Below are 19,120 nucleotides of genomic sequence, written 5' to 3' on the forward strand. Positions count from 1 at the left end.
CCATGATCCGTATGCGTATCTGAAAGATGTGTTGGAGAAACTGCCAACACAGAAGAGCAACCGGATTGAGGAATTGCTGCCGCATAATTGGAGTGAGTCGGTCAAGGGGTGATGACCGGACGCTTACACTCAATGCCGGCAATAACGGTTTTAAGCCGGTAAAGATTTATACGCGGGATGTGGATAACACCGCGTTAACGCAATTAAAAAACTTGTCGCAATTGCCTTTTATTCACTCCCATGTGGCCGCGATGCCAGATGTGCATGCGGGTATTGGTGCCACGGTGGGCTCGGTGATTCCCACCAAGTCGGCAATTATTCCCGCGGCGGTGGGGGTGGATATTGGCTGTGGGATGGTGGCAGTGCAGTTGTCGCTGAATGCGGCGCAGCTGCCAGATAACCTGAAGCCCATGCGCGATGCCATTGAGCGTGCGGTGCCGGTGGGTGCCAGAGCGCACAAAATGGTCAGCGCTCGTGATGCCGCCTGTCGCTCTTTGCAAGGCGGTGTGAATTGGCTGTTGGAGCAACACCCAACGCTGCAAAAAATGCTGAAAAATCCACAGCAAACCTGGGTAAAGCAGCTGGGCACGTTGGGCAGTGGCAATCACTTTATCGAGCTGTGCCTGGATGAGAGTAACGGCGTGTGGGTGATGCTGCACTCCGGCAGTCGGGGCATTGGCAACGCCATTGGCCGCTATTTTATCCAACTGGCTCGCAAAGATATGAGCGGCCATATGCACAATTTGCCGGATCGGGATTTGGCTTACTTTAGCGAGGGCAACCCACACTTTGCAGACTATATGGCAGCAGTGGAGTGGGCGCAGGAGTACGCGCGCATCAACCGGGAGGAGATGCTGAATCTGGTGTTGCGGGCCATTCGCCCACTGTTGCCGGCGTTTACTTTGATGGAAAGCGCCATTAACTGCCATCACAACTACGTCAGCCGCGAGCACCACTATGGCGAAGACGTATACGTGACGCGCAAAGGCGCTATCCGTGCCGGTGAAGGCGAGCTGGGCATTATCCCCGGCAGTATGGGGGCGCGTTCGTACATTGTCCGCGGCAAGGGCAGCGAGCAGTCGTTTTGTTCCTGTGCCCACGGCGCTGGCCGCACCATGAGCCGCAGTGAAGCGCGGCGGCGTTTTAAGCGCGAGGATTTGGTGCGTCAAACCCAAGGTGTGGAATGCCGCAAGGACAAGGGCGTGCTGGATGAAATCCCCGCCGCTTATAAGGATATCGATGTGGTGATGGATAACCAGAGCGATCTGGTTGAGGTGGTGTACACCTTGAAACAAGTGCTTTGCGTTAAAGGTTAGTGATTTAACAGAAACATTCCTGAGGAGGAAGCCAATGAAAACCATTCCCGGTTTTAACACCGAACGAACGACAACACTTTTTAGAAAAAATTTTGGAAAAGACTATGGACACTCAATTGCTCGACGAAGTAATCGCTTGTCTGTCTGGAGAGCGCTATCTGTTTCCTTACAACGATGATCGCTATGCGGTTGCGTTGTTGCAACGCCTGTTGCGCAGTGGTGAGCAGAGAATATCCGATCTAAAGCGTACTCCCTACGGCAAGCTGTTAAACAAACCGGCCATACAAAAAATGGTGGCCACGAAAGGTGATGGTAAACTCAACCGCCAGGATCTGGATTGGTTGGCGATGGGTGGTAACCCCTATGTGCTTACCTTGGGCCGTTGGGGCGGCAAGCCGGATTATCGTTGGAGCCAGATTTCCCGCCCCGGCGAAAACCTGGTGTTGCAGCTGAACTTTAATCGCGGCCACGATCGGGATTTTGAACACGCACTGACTATTGATCGGGAGGAGTTTAACGGTTGGAGTCATCCCACCAGTGATAGCGGCAGAAGTACCCTTTGCTGGGCCCGAATCGACTTGGATCTGGATACTGGTCAGGCGCTGATTGAGGAAATACAAACCGACTGGTACCGAGATGTGCTGCGTTTGTATCGCCGCAAACAGTGGGCGGAAAACCACAAAAGGGAGCGGTTTTTCTTTTGGGGTTATGAACTGTCCGTTAAACAGGTTCACGGTTATTGCATGCGCACACTGGGCGCGCACCAAAAGTGGAACGAAGCCATGCTAACGGCGGCACTGACGTTTTTGTGGGAGCAGGTGGGCATTAACGATATTTACTACCACAGCTACGAAACTGGCCGCATGCTGAAAAACATTGGCGAGTACAGTGGTCCGCCCCGTTCCCTGTACACCGATCTGCCCAAGCGCTTTTGTTTTCAGGAAGTGGAGCAAGGCCCGCAGTGGATCGAAAGCTGCACACCGGCGCGGCGGCGGTTAAAGAAAGTGAAACAACCGAAGTGGTTTCGGTTGGCGATTTAGTTCATTTCGTCATTGCGAGGTCGCGTAGCGGCCGTGGCAATCTCAAGAATTTAGCATGTTGTACAAGGAGATCGCCGCGCTTCGCTCGCGATGACGAAAACTAACCAAAGGAGGAACCATGCCTGATAGAAACCACAACAATCGGCGCACTCAGCGTCAAACCACGGGCAATCCCATTGCCCAAAATCCTTTGCTTCGCAAAGGTGGCGTGCACGAAAAATCCAACAGTGCCAAACGCCAAAGCGCCAAGCGCGACCTGCAACAGCGGGTTCGCGCCTGGCGCAATCTCTTCCTGTTAGCTGCTTGAGACTTGCCCGGTTTTAATATGTAAATCCCGCTGCGGGTAAGGAATAGAAATACCTTCCCGATCAAATGCCAGTTTTACATTTTCCATGGTGCCAAAGTGCACATCCCAAAAATGCTCTGACTTGCACCAGGGGCGCACCAGAATATTGATGGAGCTGTCGGCGTGAGCGCTGACAAAAATATCCGGGGCTGGTTCTTTTAATATGTTTTCATCCGCTGCCAGCACATCGGCAATTACCTGTTTGGCTTTGCCAATATCGTCTTCGTAGCTGATGCCGTAGGTCATATCCACTCGGCGGGTGGGCTCGGCAAAAATATTTTTCAGACAACCGTTGGATAAATTGCCGTTGGGAATCACAATTTTTTCGTTGTCGCGAGTCAGCAGAATGGTGTTAAAAATCTGAATTTCCTGTACCACGCCGCGGTAGCCCTGAGCTTCAATTTCATCTCCTGCTTTGAACGGTTTGAAAAACAGAATCAGCACACCACCGGCAAAGTTGGCCAGGCTGCCTTGCAATGCCAAGCCCACAGCCAAACCGGCGGCACCCATAATGGCAATCAGCGATGCGGTTTCCACACCAATGGTGGTGGCAAAGATGATCAGTACCACCATCTTTAAGATAATACCCACAATGCTTTGCAGGAACTTCACCAGAGTGGGTTCAGCATTGGTGCGCACCAAGGTGCGGTGCATTAACTTGACCACCCGGTTGCTCAGCCACCAACCAATAACCAGTACCAGTAAGGCTAGCAGCAATTTGGGGCCATGGGTCATGGCCAGCTCAACCGCTTTGTCGATGTATTCTTGTTGGTTTTCCATCAAGCTTTCCATAGTTCCTCCAGAGTTAAAGTCGATTGCATTGTGTTGGATATAGACTGTCTTTAGTATGGCTGCCACACATTTTTTACATTTAAGTTTTACATTCATACCTTCAAGAGAAACAGCATGCCCAAAGTCGCTATTTTTGTCGATGTACAAAATATCTACTACACCACCCGCGAGGGCCACGGGCGCCACTTTGACTACAACCGTTTTTGGGCTCAGGCGACCGAGGGTCGCGATGTCATTGCTGCTTATGCCTACGCGATTGATCGCGGCGACGAAAAACAGCGCCAGTTCCAGAATATCCTCCGCGCTATCGGCTTTGAGGTAAAGCTAAAACCTTTTATCCAGCGCAGTGATGGTTCCGCCAAGGGGGATTGGGATGTAGGCATTACCATCGATGTGATGGATCACCTGGCAACAGCCGATGTGATTGTGCTGGCCTCCGGCGATGGCGACTTTGATCGGCTGTTGTTGCGCGCTGGTGAGCAGGGCGTGGCAACGGAAGTGTATGGCGTACCAGCGTTGACGGCGAATTCATTGATTGATTCGGCTGAAACCTTTATTCCCATAGAAGGGGAGCTTTTGTTGTGAACAGCGAGCTTCAACAGGCTATTGATCAGTTTGATGGCAAGGACATTGCGCAACTAAAAGCCGCTGCTGAAAACTGCCCAGTTTGACCACGTGCTGATATCTGAATTGATTGCACTTTGCGCCAGCGAAGAAGGTGTACCTCCGCAGGCTGCCAGCTGGTTACTAAAGTACGGCTGGGAAACAGGAATAGAATTTACGGATCAGCAATCTTGCGATTTGTTGGATGTTCTTGTGCAAGCAGATAGCTGGCCATTGCGGCTGCATATTTTGCAGTTGTTTGCCGGGTTGGCAATTCCTGGAAAACAGCAGGAGACGGCTTATTTTCATCTTCGTCATTGTTTGAGTGATAACAATAAATTTGTGCGCGCTTAGAGTTATAACGCTTTGGCGGAATTGGCCAAACAGTTTCCGATCTATCGAGATGAAGTGAAAAAATTGTTTGAATTGGCGCAGAAAGATAACAATGAAGCCGCCTCGGTTAAGGCGCGGATTCGGAATATTAATTTATAGAAAGTATCGTCATCCCCGCGAACGCGGGGATCCATATATCAAAGCAACAAATCACATGGATTCCCGCCTGCGCGGGAATGACGTTATTGCTTAACCTTCAGCATTAATCTTGGTAGCAAACATCCAGCGGTGGCCGTCCCAATCGCTGATCAGTGCGGTGCGGTCGCCCCAGGGAGAATCCATGGGCTCTGCCAGAATATAAGCACCGGCTTCGCGGGCGCGTTCGGTCAAGGCGTCCACGTTATCCACATACACGTACAGGTTCACAGCACTGACAATGTGATTGTGGGCGGGAGTAGCAGCAATACCACCGAAGGCACCTTCCGGAGCGAACATGGCGACAATTTTGCGCTTGTACATCATTTCCGCGTGAATGGTCACGCCTTCTGGACTTTGAGTGCTTTCACCCACGCTAAAGCCAAAGGCTTTTTGGTAAAAGTCCAGGCTGGCATCGGCGTCGCGCACAGTCAAATAAGGAGTTAGCCAATTTGCCTTGGCGGGTTTTACATCTGCAGAAGTGGGCTTTTTAGGTGCCGCTTTTTTGGGAGCTGCTTTTTTTGCAGGCGCTTTTTTCTTTTTTGCAGCAGATTTTTTTGGGGCGGGTTTTGCGTCTGGTTTTGCAGCCATCACAGGGTCCTCTGTTGTGTCAATGTGGGGTTGCTATTGGCGTGCATCAGACAACAACTAAGGGTTGGGTTGAATACCCTTTTTGCAGTAAGTGGTGAGTGTTGTTCGAGGTTTTGATAAGCCTGTCATTGCGAGAGCGCGAAGCAATCTCGTGTGGGTTGCTGGAGATTGCTTCACTGTGCTCGCAATGACGTGATTTTAGTTAGGGGCGAACCACTACGCCTTCATTGGCCAGGTAATTTTTCAGTTCACCAATATTAATCACCTGGCGGTGAAATACGCTGGCGGCCAGAGCGCCGTCTACATTGGCCTGCTGGAATACGTCGCGGAAGTGCATCATTTCGCCAGCACCGCCAGAGGCAATCAGTGGTACCTTGCAGCGCTCGCGAATCTTCGCCATCTGGTCAATGTCGTAACCTTTGCGCACGCCGTCTTGATTCATGGCGTTGAGCACAATTTCTCCGGCACCGCGCTGCTGTACTTCGTCAATCCACTCCAGGGTTTTGCGGCCAGTGTTACTGGTGCGCTTTTCGTCACCGGTAAATTGATACACTTGGTATTGGCCTTGCTCGGCGTCGAAGTAGGAATCGACCCCCACCACAATGCACTGCACACCAAAGGCGTTGGCCAGGTCAGTAATTAATTCCGGGTTACTGAGCGCCGGGCTGTTGACCGACACTTTGTCGGCGCCGTTTTCGAGAATACGGCGGGCGTCGTCCAGGGTTTTAATGCCCCCGGCCACGCAGAAGGGAATGTCGATCACCTTGGCCACTTTGCTGACCCAGCTTTTGTCCACTACCCGGTCATCGGAGCTGGCGGTAATGTCGTAAAACACCAGTTCATCCGCGCCCTCGGCGGCGTAACGCTCTGCCAAGGGGACAATGTCGCCGATAATGTCGTGGTTGCGGAACTGCACACCCTTGACCACCTGGCCGTCGCGGACGTCCAGGCAGGGGATTATTCGCCTTGCCAGCATGCGATGGCCTCCTCGGTGGTGAATTTGCCTTCCAGCAGGGCGCGGCCAACAATCACGCCGCTCACGCCAGTGCCGCGCAACGCGGCAATATCGTCCAGGCTGCCAATGCCGCCGGAGGATTGCCAGTGAATATCTGGGTATTCAGCGGTGACTTCTTTATATAAGTCCACGTTACTGCCCGCCAGGGTGCCGTCCCGGGAAATGTCGGTGCACAACACATGGCGCAGGCCCAGGGGTTGGTAGAAGCGAATCAGGCTTTCCAGGGTTTCCTGGGAATCTTCCTGCCAGCCGGAGACTGCGACGCGTTTTTCGCCGTCGATAATATTTACGTCCAGCGCCAGTACGATTTTCTCTGGGCCAAACTCCGCAAACCACTTGGCCACTTCGTCTTTTTGTTTTACCGCACAAGAACCTACCACCACGCGGGCGGCACCGGCAGCCAATAAGTTGCGCACATCATCGGCGGAGCGCACACCACCGCCGATCTGAATTTTGGCGGGCACGCCGTCCAGCAGCTGACGAATCACATCGAGTTGACGACCGTCTGGGTTTTTAGCGCCATCCAGATCCACCAGATGCAGCCAGTTGGCACCGGCACTGTGGTACAGGCTGAACTGCTGTTGCGGGTTGTCGCCGTAAACGGTTTTCTGGGCGTAGTCCCCCTGGTAGAGGCGGACGATATTGCCGTCGATCAAATCGAGAGCCGGGATAATCATGGTCTTGCGTCTCTTTTGTTACTGTCATCCTGAGGAGCGAAGCGACGTGAGGATCTCACCTGTTGATGGCTGTGGGATCCTCACGGCCACTACGTGACCTCAGGATGACATTGTCAGGAAATTCTGTATCAACTGCGCACCAGCCTTGCCGGAACGCTCCGGGTGAAACTGCACCCCGTAGAAATTGCCCTGTTGTACGGCGGCGGTAAATGGCGAGCCGTAGTCGCAGGTGGCAATGGTGTAGTCACCCACTGGCAGGGCAAAGCTGTGGACAAAATAAAAGTAGTCACCGGATTTAATACCGTTAAATAGCGGGTGCTCGCTGGCTACTGCGTTCCAACCCATATGAGGCAGTGGTAATTCACCGGTTTCCATTTTGCTGACCTCAGCATCCACCAGCCCCAGACAGGCTTGCTGGCCTTCTTCCGAGAAGGATGCCAACAGTTGCATGCCCAAACAGATACCCAGTACCGGCTGGGTCAGGCTGTTAATCAGCTCCGGCAACTGGCGCTCTTTCAGGTTGTTCATGGCTTCGTTGGCGGTGCCCACGCCAGGCAGCAACACTTTGTCGGCAGCGTGCACCACATCCGGGTCGCGGCTGACCACCGGCTGGTAACCCAGCCGCTCCACCGCGTAACGCACTGAGGCCAGGTTGGCGCAGCCGGTATCGAGAATAACTACATTCATAAGTAATAACTCAAAAAATACCCGTCATTGCGAGGAGCCGCAGGCGACGCGGCAATCTAGTGACTTTTAAGACGCTGGATTGCTTCGCTACGCTCGCAATGACGGTAGTGTTCTTACAATACGCCTTTACTACTGGGCAGCTCATTGCCTTCCACTCGAATGGCCTGGCGCAGGGCGCGGCCAAACACTTTAAACAAACCTTCCACCTGATGGTGGCCGTTGCCTTTATCCACCCCCAGGTGCAGGCTGCAGCGCAGGCCATCCGCCAGGGAGCGGAAGAAGTGGGGCACCATTTCGGTGGCCAGACCGCCGACGGTTTCCCGGCTGAATTCCCCTTCAAAGCGCATAAACGGGCGGCCAGACAAGTCGATGGTGCAATGGGCGCGGCACTCGTCCATGGGCAGCACAAACCCAAAGCGGCCAATGCCACGTTTGTCACCGAGGGCCTGAGCCAGCGCATCGCCCAGCGCGAGGGCGGTGTCTTCCACACTGTGGTGGTCGTCGATATGCAGGTCGCCCTTCACGCTCAAATTCATGTGAAAACCACCGTGGGTGGCGATTTGATCGAGCATATGGTCAAAAAAGCCGATGCCCGTCTCTATTTTGCTGCCGCCGCTGGCGTCCAGATCAACCGCCACTTTGATGTCGGTTTCTTTGGTGGTGCGCACCACTTCCGCAGTGCGGGGCACCGTGGTGAGTTGGCGCACAATGGCGGGCCAGTTCAGGCCATCTGGAGCATCCTCTACAGGTGAATAGCGTAGACCGACGATGCCCATATTCTCCGCCAGCTGCACATCGGTGATGCGGTCGCCGATCACGTAGCTGTTGGTGAAATCCACTTTGCCCTGTTGCAGGTACTCTTTCACCAAGCCCAGTTTGGGTTTGCGGCAGCTGCAGTTGTCTTCGTCGAAGTGGGGGCAGATCAGTACGTCGTCAAAGTTCACGCCCTGACTTTCGAAGATGTGCATCATCAGGTCGTGGGGGGCGTCGAAATCCGCTTGTGGAAAGCTGTCGGTGCCCAGACCGTCCTGATTGCTCACCATCACCAACCGGTAACCCGCATCTTGCAGGGTGAGCAGGGCAGGGATAACGCCGGGCTCAAAGGCCAGCTTGTCGAGGCGATCCAGTTGCTTGTCTACTGGGGGTTCTTCCACCAGAGTGCCGTCGCGGTCGATAAAAAGGATTTTTTGTTTCATGTATTTCTTGCTCGCTTTTCCCGTCATTCCCGCGAAGGCGGGAATCCAGGGTTTTACTTGGATTTATGGATTCCCGCCTTCGCGGGAATGACGTACCAAAACATCTACCACCCGTTCCAATTCTTCCCACTCACCCACAGTAAACCGCAGGCAGCCATCCAGGCCCAGCTGTTTGCTCTGGTCGCGCACGATGACGCCACTGGCACTGAGCGCGGCAAAGATTTTGGGAGCGTCGTGAAAGCGGGCCAACAAATAGTTGCCGGCACCGGGGTAGGTGGCGGCCACGTCCGGGCATTGTTCCAGCTGCTGCAACAGCCACTGGCGGTTGTCATTCAGTTCTGCCACTCGTTGCTGCATGGCATTAATACCGGCAGGGGTCAGCGCTTGCGCTGCCAGGTCAGCTATCGGTACCGGAATGGGGTAGGGGGCGATCACTTTTAGCAACAGGCCAATGATCTCGGCACTGGCCAGGGCAAAGCCGCAACGCAAGCCCGCCAGTCCAAAGGCCTTGGATAAGGTGCGCAGTATGGCCACATTGTCGTATTGGTTAATCAATTCAACGCAGTTGGCCTCTGGTGAAAATTCGATATAGGCCTCGTCAACAACCACGATGGCGCGGCCTGCACAGGCCTGAATCACCGCTTCAATATCTTCCCGCTTTAGCAGGTTGCCGGTGGGGTTGTTGGGGGAGCAGACAAATACCAGTTTGACGTTATCCAGATTAGCTTTGATGGCGTCCACATCCAGCTGCCAGTCTGCCGTTAGCGGCACGGTTTTAATACCCACGCCGCAGGTTTGCGCGGAGATGGTGTACATGCCGTAGGTGGGTGGGCAATAAAGAATGTTGTCGTCGCTGCCGCAGAAAGTGCGGATCAGCAGTTCAATAGCTTCGTCTGCACCGCGGCTTACCAACAGTTGATCTGTGCCAATACCTGCGTACGCTGCGTAGTTGGTAAGCACTTGCTCCGGCTGTGGCTCCGGGTAGCGGTTAAGGGCGTCGTCAGAGAGCGTCAGGTTGGGTGCCGCCGGGGCTTCGTTGGCGTTAAGCCATACGTCGCCATTGCCGCCAATGCGGCGGGCAGATTGGTACGGCGTCAGTTGCCGCACATTGTCCACCGCCAGTTGTTCAATGCTAGCCATGTGTTACCCCAGCATCTTCTCAATGGGCAGTACCAGAATAGAACTGGCGCCCAGTGCTTTGAGGCTTTCCATGGTTTCCCAGAACAGATTTTCGGTACTGACCACGTGTACGGCCACTCGGGAGTCGTCCCCTTCAAGAGGCAGGATAGTGGGGTTTTCCGATCCCGGCAGCAGGGCGGTGACTTCCGTCAGTTTGTCCGCCGGGGCGTGCAGCATAATGTACTTGCTTTCGCTGGCCTGCATCACACCGCGGGCGCGAGTCAGCAGGCGCTCAATCAGCTGGCTTTTTTCGCTGTCCATCTCCCCGGTGCGCTGAATCAGGGTAGCGGTGGAACGGTAGATCACTTCCACTTCTTTAAGGCCGTTGGCTTCCAGAGTGGCGCCGGTGGATACCAGGTCACAGACCGCATCCGCCAGGCCCGCCCGTGGCGCTACTTCTACTGAGCCGGTCAGCAAGGTGTGTTTGATGGCGATGCCCTGCTCATCCATAAAGCGCTTTAGCAGGCAAGGATAGGTGCTGGCGATGCGCTTGCCATCCAGGTCGGCGGCGCTGTTGTATGCCATATCCTGAGGCACCGCCAGGGACAACCGGCAACCGCCAAAACTGAGAGCGGTTAACTCGGTGTAGTCGCAGCTCAGGCCACTGTGCATGCGGCTCATGGACTTTTCTTCCAGCACGTTCTGGCCGACGATGCCCAGGTCCACCACGCCATCCATCACCAGGCCGGGAATGTCGTCGCTGCGTACCTTGAGCAGATCCAAAGGCATGTTGGTGGCGTGGGCAATCAGGTTGTTGTCCCGCAGGTTGAGTTTAACCCCACACTGCTTCAGCAGTTTGTAGGCGTCGTCGCTGAGGCGGCCTTTCTTTTGTACGGCGATGCGCAAGCGCTTGCTGTTGTTCATTTGTCTCTCTCGTTGCACTTTCGTTAAAACACAGTCGTTAAGCAGTGGTACGGCGAACGTAAAAAACCCCCGGAAGAGGAGTATCTGCCGGGGGTTTGAGAATTCTGTTTGTCTGACCCGGAAGATACTTTTTCATCTTCCAGCAGCACACTCACACTGGAAGCTATTCAGTGTGATGATGGTGGTGCACTGATTGTGCGCAAGCCTGTGTGCAGTTGGTCATTTTCTGGTCACCTTGTCAGGAGGTGGCAAGTTAAGCAGAGGGGGATTAAAAATGCAAGGAAAAGGCTTGGAGCCTGGCTATCTTACAAACTTGGTCTCCAAAATCACCGACGAGTTGGTTCTTTCTATGCCATCCAGGTTACCAATCTGGTCAATGATCTGGTTCAGTTCACCGGCGGATTCGGCGCTGAGCACGGTGATCATGTCGTATTCACCGCTGATGGAATAGAGCGCGGTTACCTGGGGGAGCTTCGACAGGGCCACGTAGGTGGGGCCGGTGAGTTTTTGCACCAGTTTGAGCATTACGTGGGCTTTCAGCAGGCGTTTTTCATACCCTTCGTTAAACTGCACGGTGTAGCCGCTGATGATGTTGCGGGTTTCCAGACGCCGCAGGCGGCTCTGGATGGTGGAGCGGGATATGTCCAGTTGGCGTGCCAATTCCGAGGTGCTGAGGCGGGCATTCATGCGCAACAGTGCGATTAGCTTACGGTCGGTATTATCAAGCATAATGACAAAATAATTAGTTGAATTGACATAATGGATGGTGATATTGCTAATTTTAGCCCTTTATTTTGCTTATGCAAAGGCCGAGACTACGTGGCAAATTTTCTGTGGGCGACGTGCGATTGGTGTCGCCCTCTAATGTTTCAGAAATGACTAAAGAGAATCGATTATGAGCGTTCAAAATCAATTGAACAGCGCCCTTGAGGCGATGGGCATCAATAGCGCAGTTATCGCTGGTGGCGATCTGGATGTGTTTTCTCCTACTGATGGCTCCAAACTGGGCACGGTTAAGCAAGACAGTGCTGCCGATGCAGAAGCAAAAATCGCCCGTTCTGCGGCCGCATTCAAGGAATGGCGTAACGTGCCAGCGCCTCGCCGCGGCGAGCTGATCCGCCTGCTGGGTGAAGAACTGCGCGAGCACAAAGAGGCGCTGGGCTCTCTGGTGACTCTGGAATGCGGCAAAATCTATCAGGAAGGCTTGGGCGAAGTTCAGGAAATGATCGACATCTGCGATTTTGCTGTTGGCCTTTCCCGTCAGCTGTACGGCCTGACCATCGCTTCCGAGCGCCCCGGCCACAAAATGAGCGAATACTGGCAGCCCATCGGCCCGGTAGGCATCATCTCTGCGTTCAACTTCCCGGTAGCGGTATGGGCCTGGAACGCTGCATTGGCCATCGTTTGTGGTGACACCACCATCTGGAAGCCCTCCGAGAAAACCCCGATTACGGCTATTGCCTGTCAGCACCTGCTGAAAAAAGCCCTCGACCGCTTTGGTGCCGATGCGCCGGAAGGCCTGTCTGAAGTGCTGATTGGCCACGCCGATATTGGCCAGCAGCTGGTGGATGACAAGCGTGTACCGGTCATTTCCGCTACCGGTTCTTGCGCCATGGGCCGCAAGGTTGGCCCTCGTGTTGCCGAGCGTTTTGGTCGTTCTATTCTGGAATTGGGTGGCAATAACGCCATCATCGTCGCCCCGTCGGCGGATCTGGATATGGCGGTGCGCGCCATCCTGTTCGGTGCCGTGGGCACCTGTGGCCAGCGCTGTACTTCCACTCGCCGCATCTTTGTGCACGACGACATTTATGACACTCTGGTGCCTGCGTTGAAAGCCGCTTACGGCAAGATTTCCTTGGGCGACCCCATGGACGCCAATACTCTGGTTGGCCCGCTGATTGATGAAGATTCCTTCAACAATTTTGAAGCGGCCATCGAGCGCGCCAAAGGTAATGGCGGTGATGTGATTGGCGGTGGTCGTGCTCTGGCGGATCAGTACCCCAATGCTTATTACGTGAACCCGGCCATCGTTGAGATGAAGGGCGACATCAACAATGTTCAGGAAGAAACCTTCGCGCCGATTCTGTACGTGTTCCGCTACAGCGAACTGGAAGAAGCTATTGCCCGTCAGAACGACGTACCGCAAGGCTTGTCTTCTGCCATCTTTACCTTGAATGTGCAGGAAGCGGAAACTTTCGTGACCGCTGCTGGCTCTGACTGTGGCATTGCCAACGTTAATATCGGCACCAGTGGTGCGGAAATCGGCGGTGCCTTCGGTGGTGAGAAAGAAACCGGCGGTGGCCGTGAATCCGGCTCCGACGCCTGGAAGGCGTACATGCGCCGTCAGACCAGCACCGTGAACTACTCCAAAGAGCTGCCCCTGGCTCAGGGCATTGAGTTCAACCTCGACTGATTACCCCTCAGTTCGAACCACACAAACCGTCGGCAGAGCAATCTGTCGGCGGTTTGTGCTATATAAGGAGATGGAATTGAGTTATCGGACTGCATGATAGTCGCACAAAGGAACAGACAAGGAATGAACGAGGAAGTGATCCGCGCCCAGGGGGGTAAAATCATCGTTTTAGCCGATGACCTGGCGGAAATTATTGTGTCAGAGGGGGTGGAAGTCAGCGCCGCCATGGTGGATAACTGCGAACGCATACTGCGGGAACGCTTCCATTGTCCTTGCCGTGTGCTTATCTCGCGCCAGCACTCCTACCACTACACATTTGAAGCGCAGCAACGTCTGGCAGACCTGCAGTGTGTGCACTCGGTAGCCATTCTCTCCAATAGCCCATCCGGTGAAATTACGGCGCGAATTGTGCGCCTGTTTCCCGGCAAAGGCAGCTGGAAGGTCAACTTCTTTGCCGACCGCAAAAGCGCACTTGCCTGGTTGGAAGAGCGCAAAGCCAGCCAACAGGAATAAAAACTATGTTCGAGTGGGCCAACCTGTCGATTTTTCTGGCAACCGCCGTTGTACTAACCATTGCACCCGGCCCCGACCTTGTTTTCTTAGCCACCCAAAGTATCGGCAATGGCCCGCGCGCCGGGTTTGCCACTGCCATGGGGTTGAGTGCTGGCAACCTGGTGCATACCTTGGCGGCAGCGCTGGGGGTGTCGGTGATATTCCAAACCTCTGCTGCGGCATTTACCGCCCTGAAAATCGCCGGTGCGGTCTACCTTCTCTATTTGGCCTACAAAGCATTCAGGGCTGTGCCCAGTGATGACGCAAGTGAAACAGCGCCCGAGGTTGCAAGTGGGCGCTCGCTATTTTGGCGTGGTGTATTGATGAACACCCTCAACCCCAAAGTGGCGCTGTTCTTTCTCGCCTTTTTGCCCCAATTCACTATCGCCAGCGCACCCGAACCTATCTGGCAGCAAATGCTGGTACTGGGGCTGCTATTTACTCTGCAAGTAGTGGTGGTTTTTGGCAGCGCCGGGCTGTTTGCCGGCGCCATCAGCCAACGCTTTCGCGGCAAAGGCAGTGGCAAGTTTGGTCGTTACGCCAATAAGGTGGTGGGAGTCGTGTTTGTGGGGCTGGCGGTTAGGTTGTTGTTGGTGGAGAAATAAGAGCAGTATACTTTAAAGCCGTTCGTCAGAGGTTGTTGCCGCGTCAGTATTATATGCGGGTAAATATGTGGTTAGTCTCGCTCAGTTGGTGAATTAATTAGAGTGTTGCCTTGAGTAGGTCGCACTAGTAATATTGAAGCGAAAGTTATGTCTCTAGAAAGTTTTTTGTAGTGTTAGTCTGGATAAGGATGGTCTTATTCCGGGGTATATTAAGCAATAATCGGATTGACAAGGAAAAGAAATGAGGAAATATGTATTAGTATTTTTAGGCGTTGTTATTTCAACTGACATTTTGGCTTGGCGTCAAGTTGGAGTGTTGAAGGCAGAAGTTGGTATCATATGGAAACATGCTTCAGATTCGTATACAAACAGCCACGCAACAGACCACGCAATAATTAATGCTACCAGCGGGGTTATGCTTTCGGAAATTTCTAGTGGGAGTTTTTTTGGACATTAGTTAGTAACAAAAATTATTGCTTACGATGACAAAGGTATTTATCCAAGCCAACATATAGTGCGTAGTTGGGATGTAGACTGGGATGATTCTGGAGCTAAGGTAAAAATAACTACTGCCAGTGGAAAAAGTGCGTACGCTATATATGATGTACGTTAACATTGTCTTGTGTGAAGAAATAGATAGTGTATAAATTTCTCGTTTAAACTCTACTATCCCCGGTGTGAGCCGGGGATTTTCATTTTGTAAGTTTGCAAAAATTCTGTTGGAATTAAGTTGTATGTATGCCGCAGCAATCGATTTGAGGGAGCGTCGATGAAATACTTTATTTTGGTTTTTCTCTTGGTTTGCTTTGTATTCCTGTTCGCAAAAAATCGAGCCAACCAAGATTTTTCTGCGCAGCCTTTACGCTCTGTAGGTGTTAGTGAGTCCAAAGTTTTAGCCCAAGGCGTAAAGTCCCTTGAATATAGTAAAAAATCCCTTGAAGCTCCTGCACACTTTGAAGATATATTAGAGCAAGGATTAAATTCTAGTAGCGCTGATTGTGTAAAAATTATCGAGTCTGAATCTAAAGCTAAGTTAGAAAATGCTGCTGCATTAATGTTGTTAAATGGTGTAAATGAAAATGCTCTTTTTGGATATCTTCAGGAAAGTTTAACAGAGGTCGATAGAGATGCAATTTTAAGAAGTTACTATCAGTTGGCGGTTCGGCTGAATGCCAAAGGAGCGGCACCTAAAAATATTAAACAATTAATTAGATCAACCAATAGTGCAAGAGTTATTAAAAGTATCTTGCTTCATTTTTCAACAAATAAATATGTAAGAAGAAAATCGTTTGATAAAATTTTTAATAAAAAAGAATATATAGATGAAGCTATCAATTTATATGGAAAAGAGAAAGAAAGTTATACTAAGTCAGAAATAATTAACATTCTTTTGAAGAATATCAAAAAAGATGATTTTTCTCAATTCCATTTATCTCCGGCTTGGGATGGAATTAGTCAAAATTTAATAAGGCTCGGTGAATTTGATTTATTGAAAAAATTATCTAATTTCGGCTTAAAATTTGAGTCGAAAGCGCAAAGTACTAATGGTGCTGACCATATTTTATTATCAGTAATTACTGAAGGTGAAGTAGGTGGTGCGGAGCAGGTTGATTTTCTGGAATGGCTTGGCGAGATGGGGGTCTATCCCTCAAATCTGCTTACAAACTTATATGTTGACCAGCGAAATTTTGCCAGTGTAGAAAGTCCACTTCATGGCTATGTTTCTAAAAATAAGAAAAAATTTAGAAAATTGAATAACATTGATAACGAAAAGCCCATAAATAAAGTGCAATTTTATAATAGTGATTTATCGGAGTTAGTCGAAGGATATAATAAAGTTTTAGAGGCTTATCGAAGCTGCATAGATAACACTAAAAATGATGCGGCTAGGTTTTTTGAAAAAAAGACGACCTTAAAGGAAAATATTTTTGCTTGGGTTGATTCTGAAATCAAATCTGGTCGAAGCGAAAGGGAAGTTAAGATTGCTCTTGGTAAAGTCTCTCCTCGACTTATTTCATTGATATATTCTTCTGGTGAGGTGTCTGAAAGTTCGAAAAAAAATGCAAAAAGAATATTTAAATTACTTAGTCGAGATGTGGACTCCTACGACTATAGCACTGCTTTGAAAAATTTATTAAATGACGGCACCCTTCATTACCATGAAATTATTAGTGAAAATCATGTTAAAGTTTTTTATCTTGATGCCGTTTCTTCAGGTAATACTAAAATTTTAGAGGCGTTTTTGTCGGTAGGGGTCGAGCAGAAATTCGTTTCAAGAATGCTTGTGCAAGCTATGAGGGATGCTGAGTCGGTACATGAAAGCTTAGCAGGATTCTACGCTAAGCTTTTAGAGCTGGGTGTTAGTTTTCAGTATGCAGATGAATTGGGGCGCAATGCTTTGTACTACGCAGTTGAAAATAAGGATATTGATGCGGTGAAATTGCTAATAAGTTATGGCGTTGAACCATTGCTAGAAAAGGATTCTCTCAATGTATTGGATGTTGCTTTACTTAATTACAGTCCGGATTTTACCGAACCGCTAGACTTATTGCTTTCAAGTGGTTGTGAACTTGATGTGCAGCATCATAATTTGGTTGTGTGGCTTCATGAAAAGTATAACGGTGTTGAAATTGATGGGATAAATCCAAAATTATAAGCTATTCAAAAGTTGAATTCTACCTTACGTCACCCAACTTTTTTCTTGGGCATAATCACACACTAATGCGCGCTCCCGTACTCTAACTCTGACGTAGCGAGTGAACTCGTATAGTTTCCATCTTGTTTTGACATATCGTCAATACATGTCTCACTGAGATGTATTCCATTTGTACCGTTTCATAGGCAGTCTTTTCCCAATGTAGAGATCACTGTGTGGAAAGATATGATGCTGAGGAGACTAGTCTAAATTCAAATTCCTCCATATTAATCAGTTTATTATTCTCGTCCAGTTGATTTCTGGGTAGTCCATAGGTTAATCCGGCCGGTTTCTTTACACAAATTAACGAAATAGTTCTGGGGTGTTTGCCGCTCTTGGGTGCTTAAGGTGTGAGCTTGAAAATTATTGATAGATCAAGAACAACACCGCACTAAAGGATAAAATTTTATGAGGTTTTTACCCGCCTTCATCAAGACCAGTTTTTATGCCGTTATTTTTTCCTGTCTGACCAATGCGGCTTACGTTGCTGTCGAATCGGATCTGGTTGACGATTACCAATTGCTGGATACATTCTCAGACCGTACAGCTGCCTTATATAAGGCAGGAAAATCAGCTCCGGTTAAAGACTTAATGGCGCAGTTGCGTCGCAAGCAAACCCGGCTGACCCTGCCCGCTGCAAAATCAACAGAGGTATTGCCTGCGGATCTTTACCGTCAATTTAAGAAATCAACGTTGGCGGTTGGTGGCATCTTCGATTGTGGTAATTGCCCTGAACATCACCCGCAGGTTGCCTCCGGGTTTGTTATCGACGGCAAGGGTGTTGGCGTAACCAACTATCATGTTATCGAAACCATTACCGCTGATGACACGAATGTGGCGATGTCCGTCATGACCTATGAGGGGAAGGTATATCCCATCACCGAGATTCTGGCCGCCAGTAAACTGGATGATGTGGTAATTTTTCGGTTCGACACGGCGGGTGACACCCTGCCAGCCTTTTCCCTGGCGGACCAAGTACGTGTTGGTGGGTCGGCGAATGTAATCAGCAATCCTCAGGAGCACTTCTTTTTGTATTCGCGCGGCGTAGTTTCACGATACTACAAAGCCGTGGACGATCAGGGCAACGTCACAGGCACTGAGGCGTTGAGTATTACGGCAGACTATTCCGTAGGCTCCAGTGGTGGGCCCATATTTGATGACAACGGCAATATTATTGGTGTGGTTGCCGCTACTTATGGATTGTATTCCGATGAAGAGCGTAGCGATTTGCAAATGGTCGTCAAACAGATTGTACCTCTGTCACGCATTAAAGCGCTGATAAAACCCTAGTGGGTGTAGCACCATGTTTCCAGACGCGGTAGTGCGCCTGGAAACATGGTGTCTTTAGAGTTGTAGCCTGCACCGGAAGATCTGGCGCTATTTTGGCACCGCCCGGCTTTTCCCCTGGTCATCAATCGCTACAAACACAAACTCCCCTTCGGTCACCTTAAAAGATTCCGATTCATCCAGCGGCGTACACCACACATCCAGGCTAAAGCGCATGGAGGTGTGGCCAACTTTCATCAGTTCGGTATAACAGCTAACGGTGGAGCCCACCGGTACCGGCTTCAGAAACGACATATTGCTGATGTGCACAGTGGCCACCCGCCCTTTGGCAATGCGGCGGGCGTGGATACTGGCGGCCAAGTCCATTTGCGACAGCACCCAACCACCAAAGATATCGCCATTGGGGTTGGTGTCGGCGGGCATGGCGATGGTTTGCAGGCTAAGGGTGCCGGTGGGGGCTGTAGTTCCAGACATAAGTTTTGCTCGATAAAATGTTTGTTTGATGTTCGACGTTTGACGAAAGGGGTTTATTACCCTGTAGGTCGGCCTTCAGGCCGACACTCTTGGTGCTTTAGATGTCCTCCGTTGTCGGGCTAAAGCCCGACCTACAGTATTTTCTTGAGGTGTGGGCGGAAGGCTATTCAGAACCGTTGTCAGCAGGGATGCTGACAACGAGCCTACACGGACGTATTCACGGCGTGTTCTGAATAGCGTTCTGCCCGCGCCGCGCTTGA

At 51.1% G+C, this 19,120-nt stretch carries 22 protein-coding genes and 1 other annotated feature; of the genes, 12 read left to right on the plus strand and 10 right to left on the minus strand.

What is annotated here, in order from left to right; genetic code table 11:
- The 4 genes from QSV34_RS03385 to QSV34_RS03400 all read left to right on the plus strand — a co-directional run.
- A partial coding sequence (locus tag QSV34_RS03385; protein ID WP_289152310.1) for a transposase domain-containing protein occupies window positions 1-112 on the plus strand: 112 nt, incomplete at its 5' end.
- Window positions 93-1,316, plus strand: a complete 1,224-nt coding sequence (locus QSV34_RS03390; protein WP_502928981.1) for an RtcB family protein — start codon at window positions 93-95, stop codon at window positions 1,314-1,316. The genes QSV34_RS03385 and QSV34_RS03390, both read left to right, overlap by 20 nt.
- A gap of 104 nt (window positions 1,317-1,420) precedes the next feature.
- A complete protein-coding gene (locus tag QSV34_RS03395; RefSeq protein WP_289152013.1) occupies window positions 1,421-2,356 on the plus strand; it encodes a hypothetical protein in 936 nt (311 codons plus the stop codon).
- A gap of 118 nt (window positions 2,357-2,474) precedes the next feature.
- A complete protein-coding gene (locus tag QSV34_RS03400; RefSeq protein WP_289152015.1) occupies window positions 2,475-2,663 on the plus strand; it encodes a hypothetical protein in 189 nt (62 codons plus the stop codon).
- On the opposite strand, the gene QSV34_RS03405 is transcribed toward QSV34_RS03400, so the two are convergent.
- A complete protein-coding gene (locus QSV34_RS03405; RefSeq protein WP_289152016.1) occupies window positions 2,652-3,482 on the minus strand; it encodes a mechanosensitive ion channel family protein in 831 nt (276 codons plus the stop codon). The genes QSV34_RS03400 and QSV34_RS03405 overlap by 12 nt on opposite strands.
- Before the next feature lie 126 nt (window positions 3,483-3,608).
- On the opposite strand from QSV34_RS03405, the gene QSV34_RS03410 reads away from it, so the two are divergent.
- Window positions 3,609-4,079 carry an NYN domain-containing protein gene (locus QSV34_RS03410; RefSeq protein WP_289152018.1) on the plus strand — a complete coding sequence of 157 codons (471 nt, stop codon included), beginning with the start codon at window positions 3,609-3,611 and terminating at the stop codon, window positions 4,077-4,079.
- Window positions 4,080-4,169: 90 nt separating this feature from the next.
- Window positions 4,170-4,451 (plus strand): hypothetical protein, encoded by a 282-nt coding sequence (locus tag QSV34_RS03415; RefSeq protein ID WP_289152019.1) that lies wholly within the window; start codon window positions 4,170-4,172, stop codon window positions 4,449-4,451.
- Window positions 4,452-4,679: 228 nt separating this feature from the next.
- Here the strand turns inward: QSV34_RS03415 and QSV34_RS03420 are convergent, their stop codons facing one another.
- The 8 genes from QSV34_RS03420 to QSV34_RS03455 all read right to left on the minus strand — a co-directional run bounded on the left by QSV34_RS03420 (window position 4,680) and on the right by QSV34_RS03455 (window position 11,563).
- Window positions 4,680-5,216 carry a VOC family protein gene (locus QSV34_RS03420; RefSeq protein ID WP_289152020.1) on the minus strand — a complete coding sequence of 179 codons (537 nt, stop codon included), beginning with the start codon at window positions 5,214-5,216 and terminating at the stop codon, window positions 4,680-4,682.
- 202 nt (window positions 5,217-5,418) lie between these two features.
- Window positions 5,419-6,192, minus strand: a complete 774-nt coding sequence (gene hisF, locus QSV34_RS03425) for an imidazole glycerol phosphate synthase subunit HisF (protein WP_289152021.1) — start codon at window positions 6,190-6,192, stop codon at window positions 5,419-5,421.
- Window positions 6,174-6,908, minus strand: a complete 735-nt coding sequence (hisA, locus tag QSV34_RS03430; protein WP_289152023.1) for a 1-(5-phosphoribosyl)-5-[(5-phosphoribosylamino)methylideneamino]imidazole-4-carboxamide isomerase — start codon at window positions 6,906-6,908, stop codon at window positions 6,174-6,176. Before hisA ends, hisF begins: the two co-directional genes overlap by 19 nt.
- Window positions 6,909-7,007: 99 nt before the next feature.
- The gene (gene hisH / locus QSV34_RS03435) at window positions 7,008-7,595 is read right to left on the minus strand and encodes an imidazole glycerol phosphate synthase subunit HisH (RefSeq protein WP_289152025.1); all 588 of its coding nucleotides are present in this window, start codon (window positions 7,593-7,595) and stop codon (window positions 7,008-7,010) included.
- A 113-nt stretch (window positions 7,596-7,708) separates the two neighbouring features.
- On the minus strand, window positions 7,709-8,791 hold the full coding sequence (gene hisB, locus QSV34_RS03440) for a bifunctional histidinol-phosphatase/imidazoleglycerol-phosphate dehydratase HisB (protein ID WP_289152027.1): 1,083 nt from the start codon (window positions 8,789-8,791) through the stop codon (window positions 7,709-7,711).
- Window positions 8,792-8,854: 63 nt separating this feature from the next.
- Window positions 8,855-9,931 (minus strand): histidinol-phosphate transaminase, encoded by a 1,077-nt coding sequence (hisC, locus tag QSV34_RS03445; RefSeq protein ID WP_289152028.1) that lies wholly within the window; start codon window positions 9,929-9,931, stop codon window positions 8,855-8,857.
- Between the two features lie 3 nt (window positions 9,932-9,934).
- Window positions 9,935-10,834 carry an ATP phosphoribosyltransferase gene (gene hisG / locus QSV34_RS03450; RefSeq protein ID WP_289152030.1) on the minus strand — a complete coding sequence of 300 codons (900 nt, stop codon included), beginning with the start codon at window positions 10,832-10,834 and terminating at the stop codon, window positions 9,935-9,937.
- Between the two features lie 60 nt (window positions 10,835-10,894).
- Window positions 10,895-11,022, minus strand: a sequence feature (His leader region).
- Window positions 11,023-11,134: 112 nt separating this feature from the next.
- Window positions 11,135-11,563 carry an Lrp/AsnC family transcriptional regulator gene (locus tag QSV34_RS03455; protein WP_289152032.1) on the minus strand — a complete coding sequence of 143 codons (429 nt, stop codon included), beginning with the start codon at window positions 11,561-11,563 and terminating at the stop codon, window positions 11,135-11,137.
- 166 nt (window positions 11,564-11,729) lie between these two features.
- Between QSV34_RS03455 and amaB the strand changes: the two genes are divergently transcribed.
- The 6 genes from amaB (at window position 11,730) to QSV34_RS03485 (ending at window position 18,389) form a co-directional block, all read left to right on the plus strand.
- Window positions 11,730-13,247 carry an L-piperidine-6-carboxylate dehydrogenase gene (amaB, locus tag QSV34_RS03460; RefSeq protein WP_289152034.1) on the plus strand — a complete coding sequence of 506 codons (1,518 nt, stop codon included), beginning with the start codon at window positions 11,730-11,732 and terminating at the stop codon, window positions 13,245-13,247.
- A 123-nt stretch (window positions 13,248-13,370) separates the two neighbouring features.
- Complete coding sequence (locus tag QSV34_RS03465) at window positions 13,371-13,760, plus strand: hypothetical protein (protein ID WP_289152036.1); 390 nt, start codon at window positions 13,371-13,373, stop codon at window positions 13,758-13,760.
- Window positions 13,761-13,765: 5 nt separating this feature from the next.
- Window positions 13,766-14,404 carry a LysE family translocator gene (locus QSV34_RS03470; protein ID WP_289152038.1) on the plus strand — a complete coding sequence of 213 codons (639 nt, stop codon included), beginning with the start codon at window positions 13,766-13,768 and terminating at the stop codon, window positions 14,402-14,404.
- 241 nt (window positions 14,405-14,645) lie between these two features.
- Complete coding sequence (locus QSV34_RS03475; protein ID WP_289152039.1) at window positions 14,646-14,861, plus strand: hypothetical protein; 216 nt, start codon at window positions 14,646-14,648, stop codon at window positions 14,859-14,861.
- Between the two features lie 312 nt (window positions 14,862-15,173).
- Entirely contained in the window at window positions 15,174-17,060 is a 1,887-nt protein-coding gene (locus QSV34_RS03480) for an ankyrin repeat domain-containing protein (RefSeq protein ID WP_289152041.1), read from the plus strand.
- A 447-nt stretch (window positions 17,061-17,507) separates the two neighbouring features.
- Complete coding sequence (locus QSV34_RS03485) at window positions 17,508-18,389, plus strand: S1 family peptidase (protein WP_289152043.1); 882 nt, start codon at window positions 17,508-17,510, stop codon at window positions 18,387-18,389.
- An 87-nt stretch (window positions 18,390-18,476) separates the two neighbouring features.
- On the opposite strand, the gene QSV34_RS03490 is transcribed toward QSV34_RS03485, so the two are convergent.
- A complete protein-coding gene (locus QSV34_RS03490) occupies window positions 18,477-18,860 on the minus strand; it encodes an acyl-CoA thioesterase (RefSeq protein ID WP_289152045.1) in 384 nt (127 codons plus the stop codon).
- Between the last annotated feature and the right edge of the window lie 260 nt (window positions 18,861-19,120).

It is taken from the genome of Porticoccus sp. W117, from assembly GCF_030341905.1.
Lineage (GTDB): Bacteria > Pseudomonadota > Gammaproteobacteria > Pseudomonadales > Porticoccaceae > SCSIO-12696.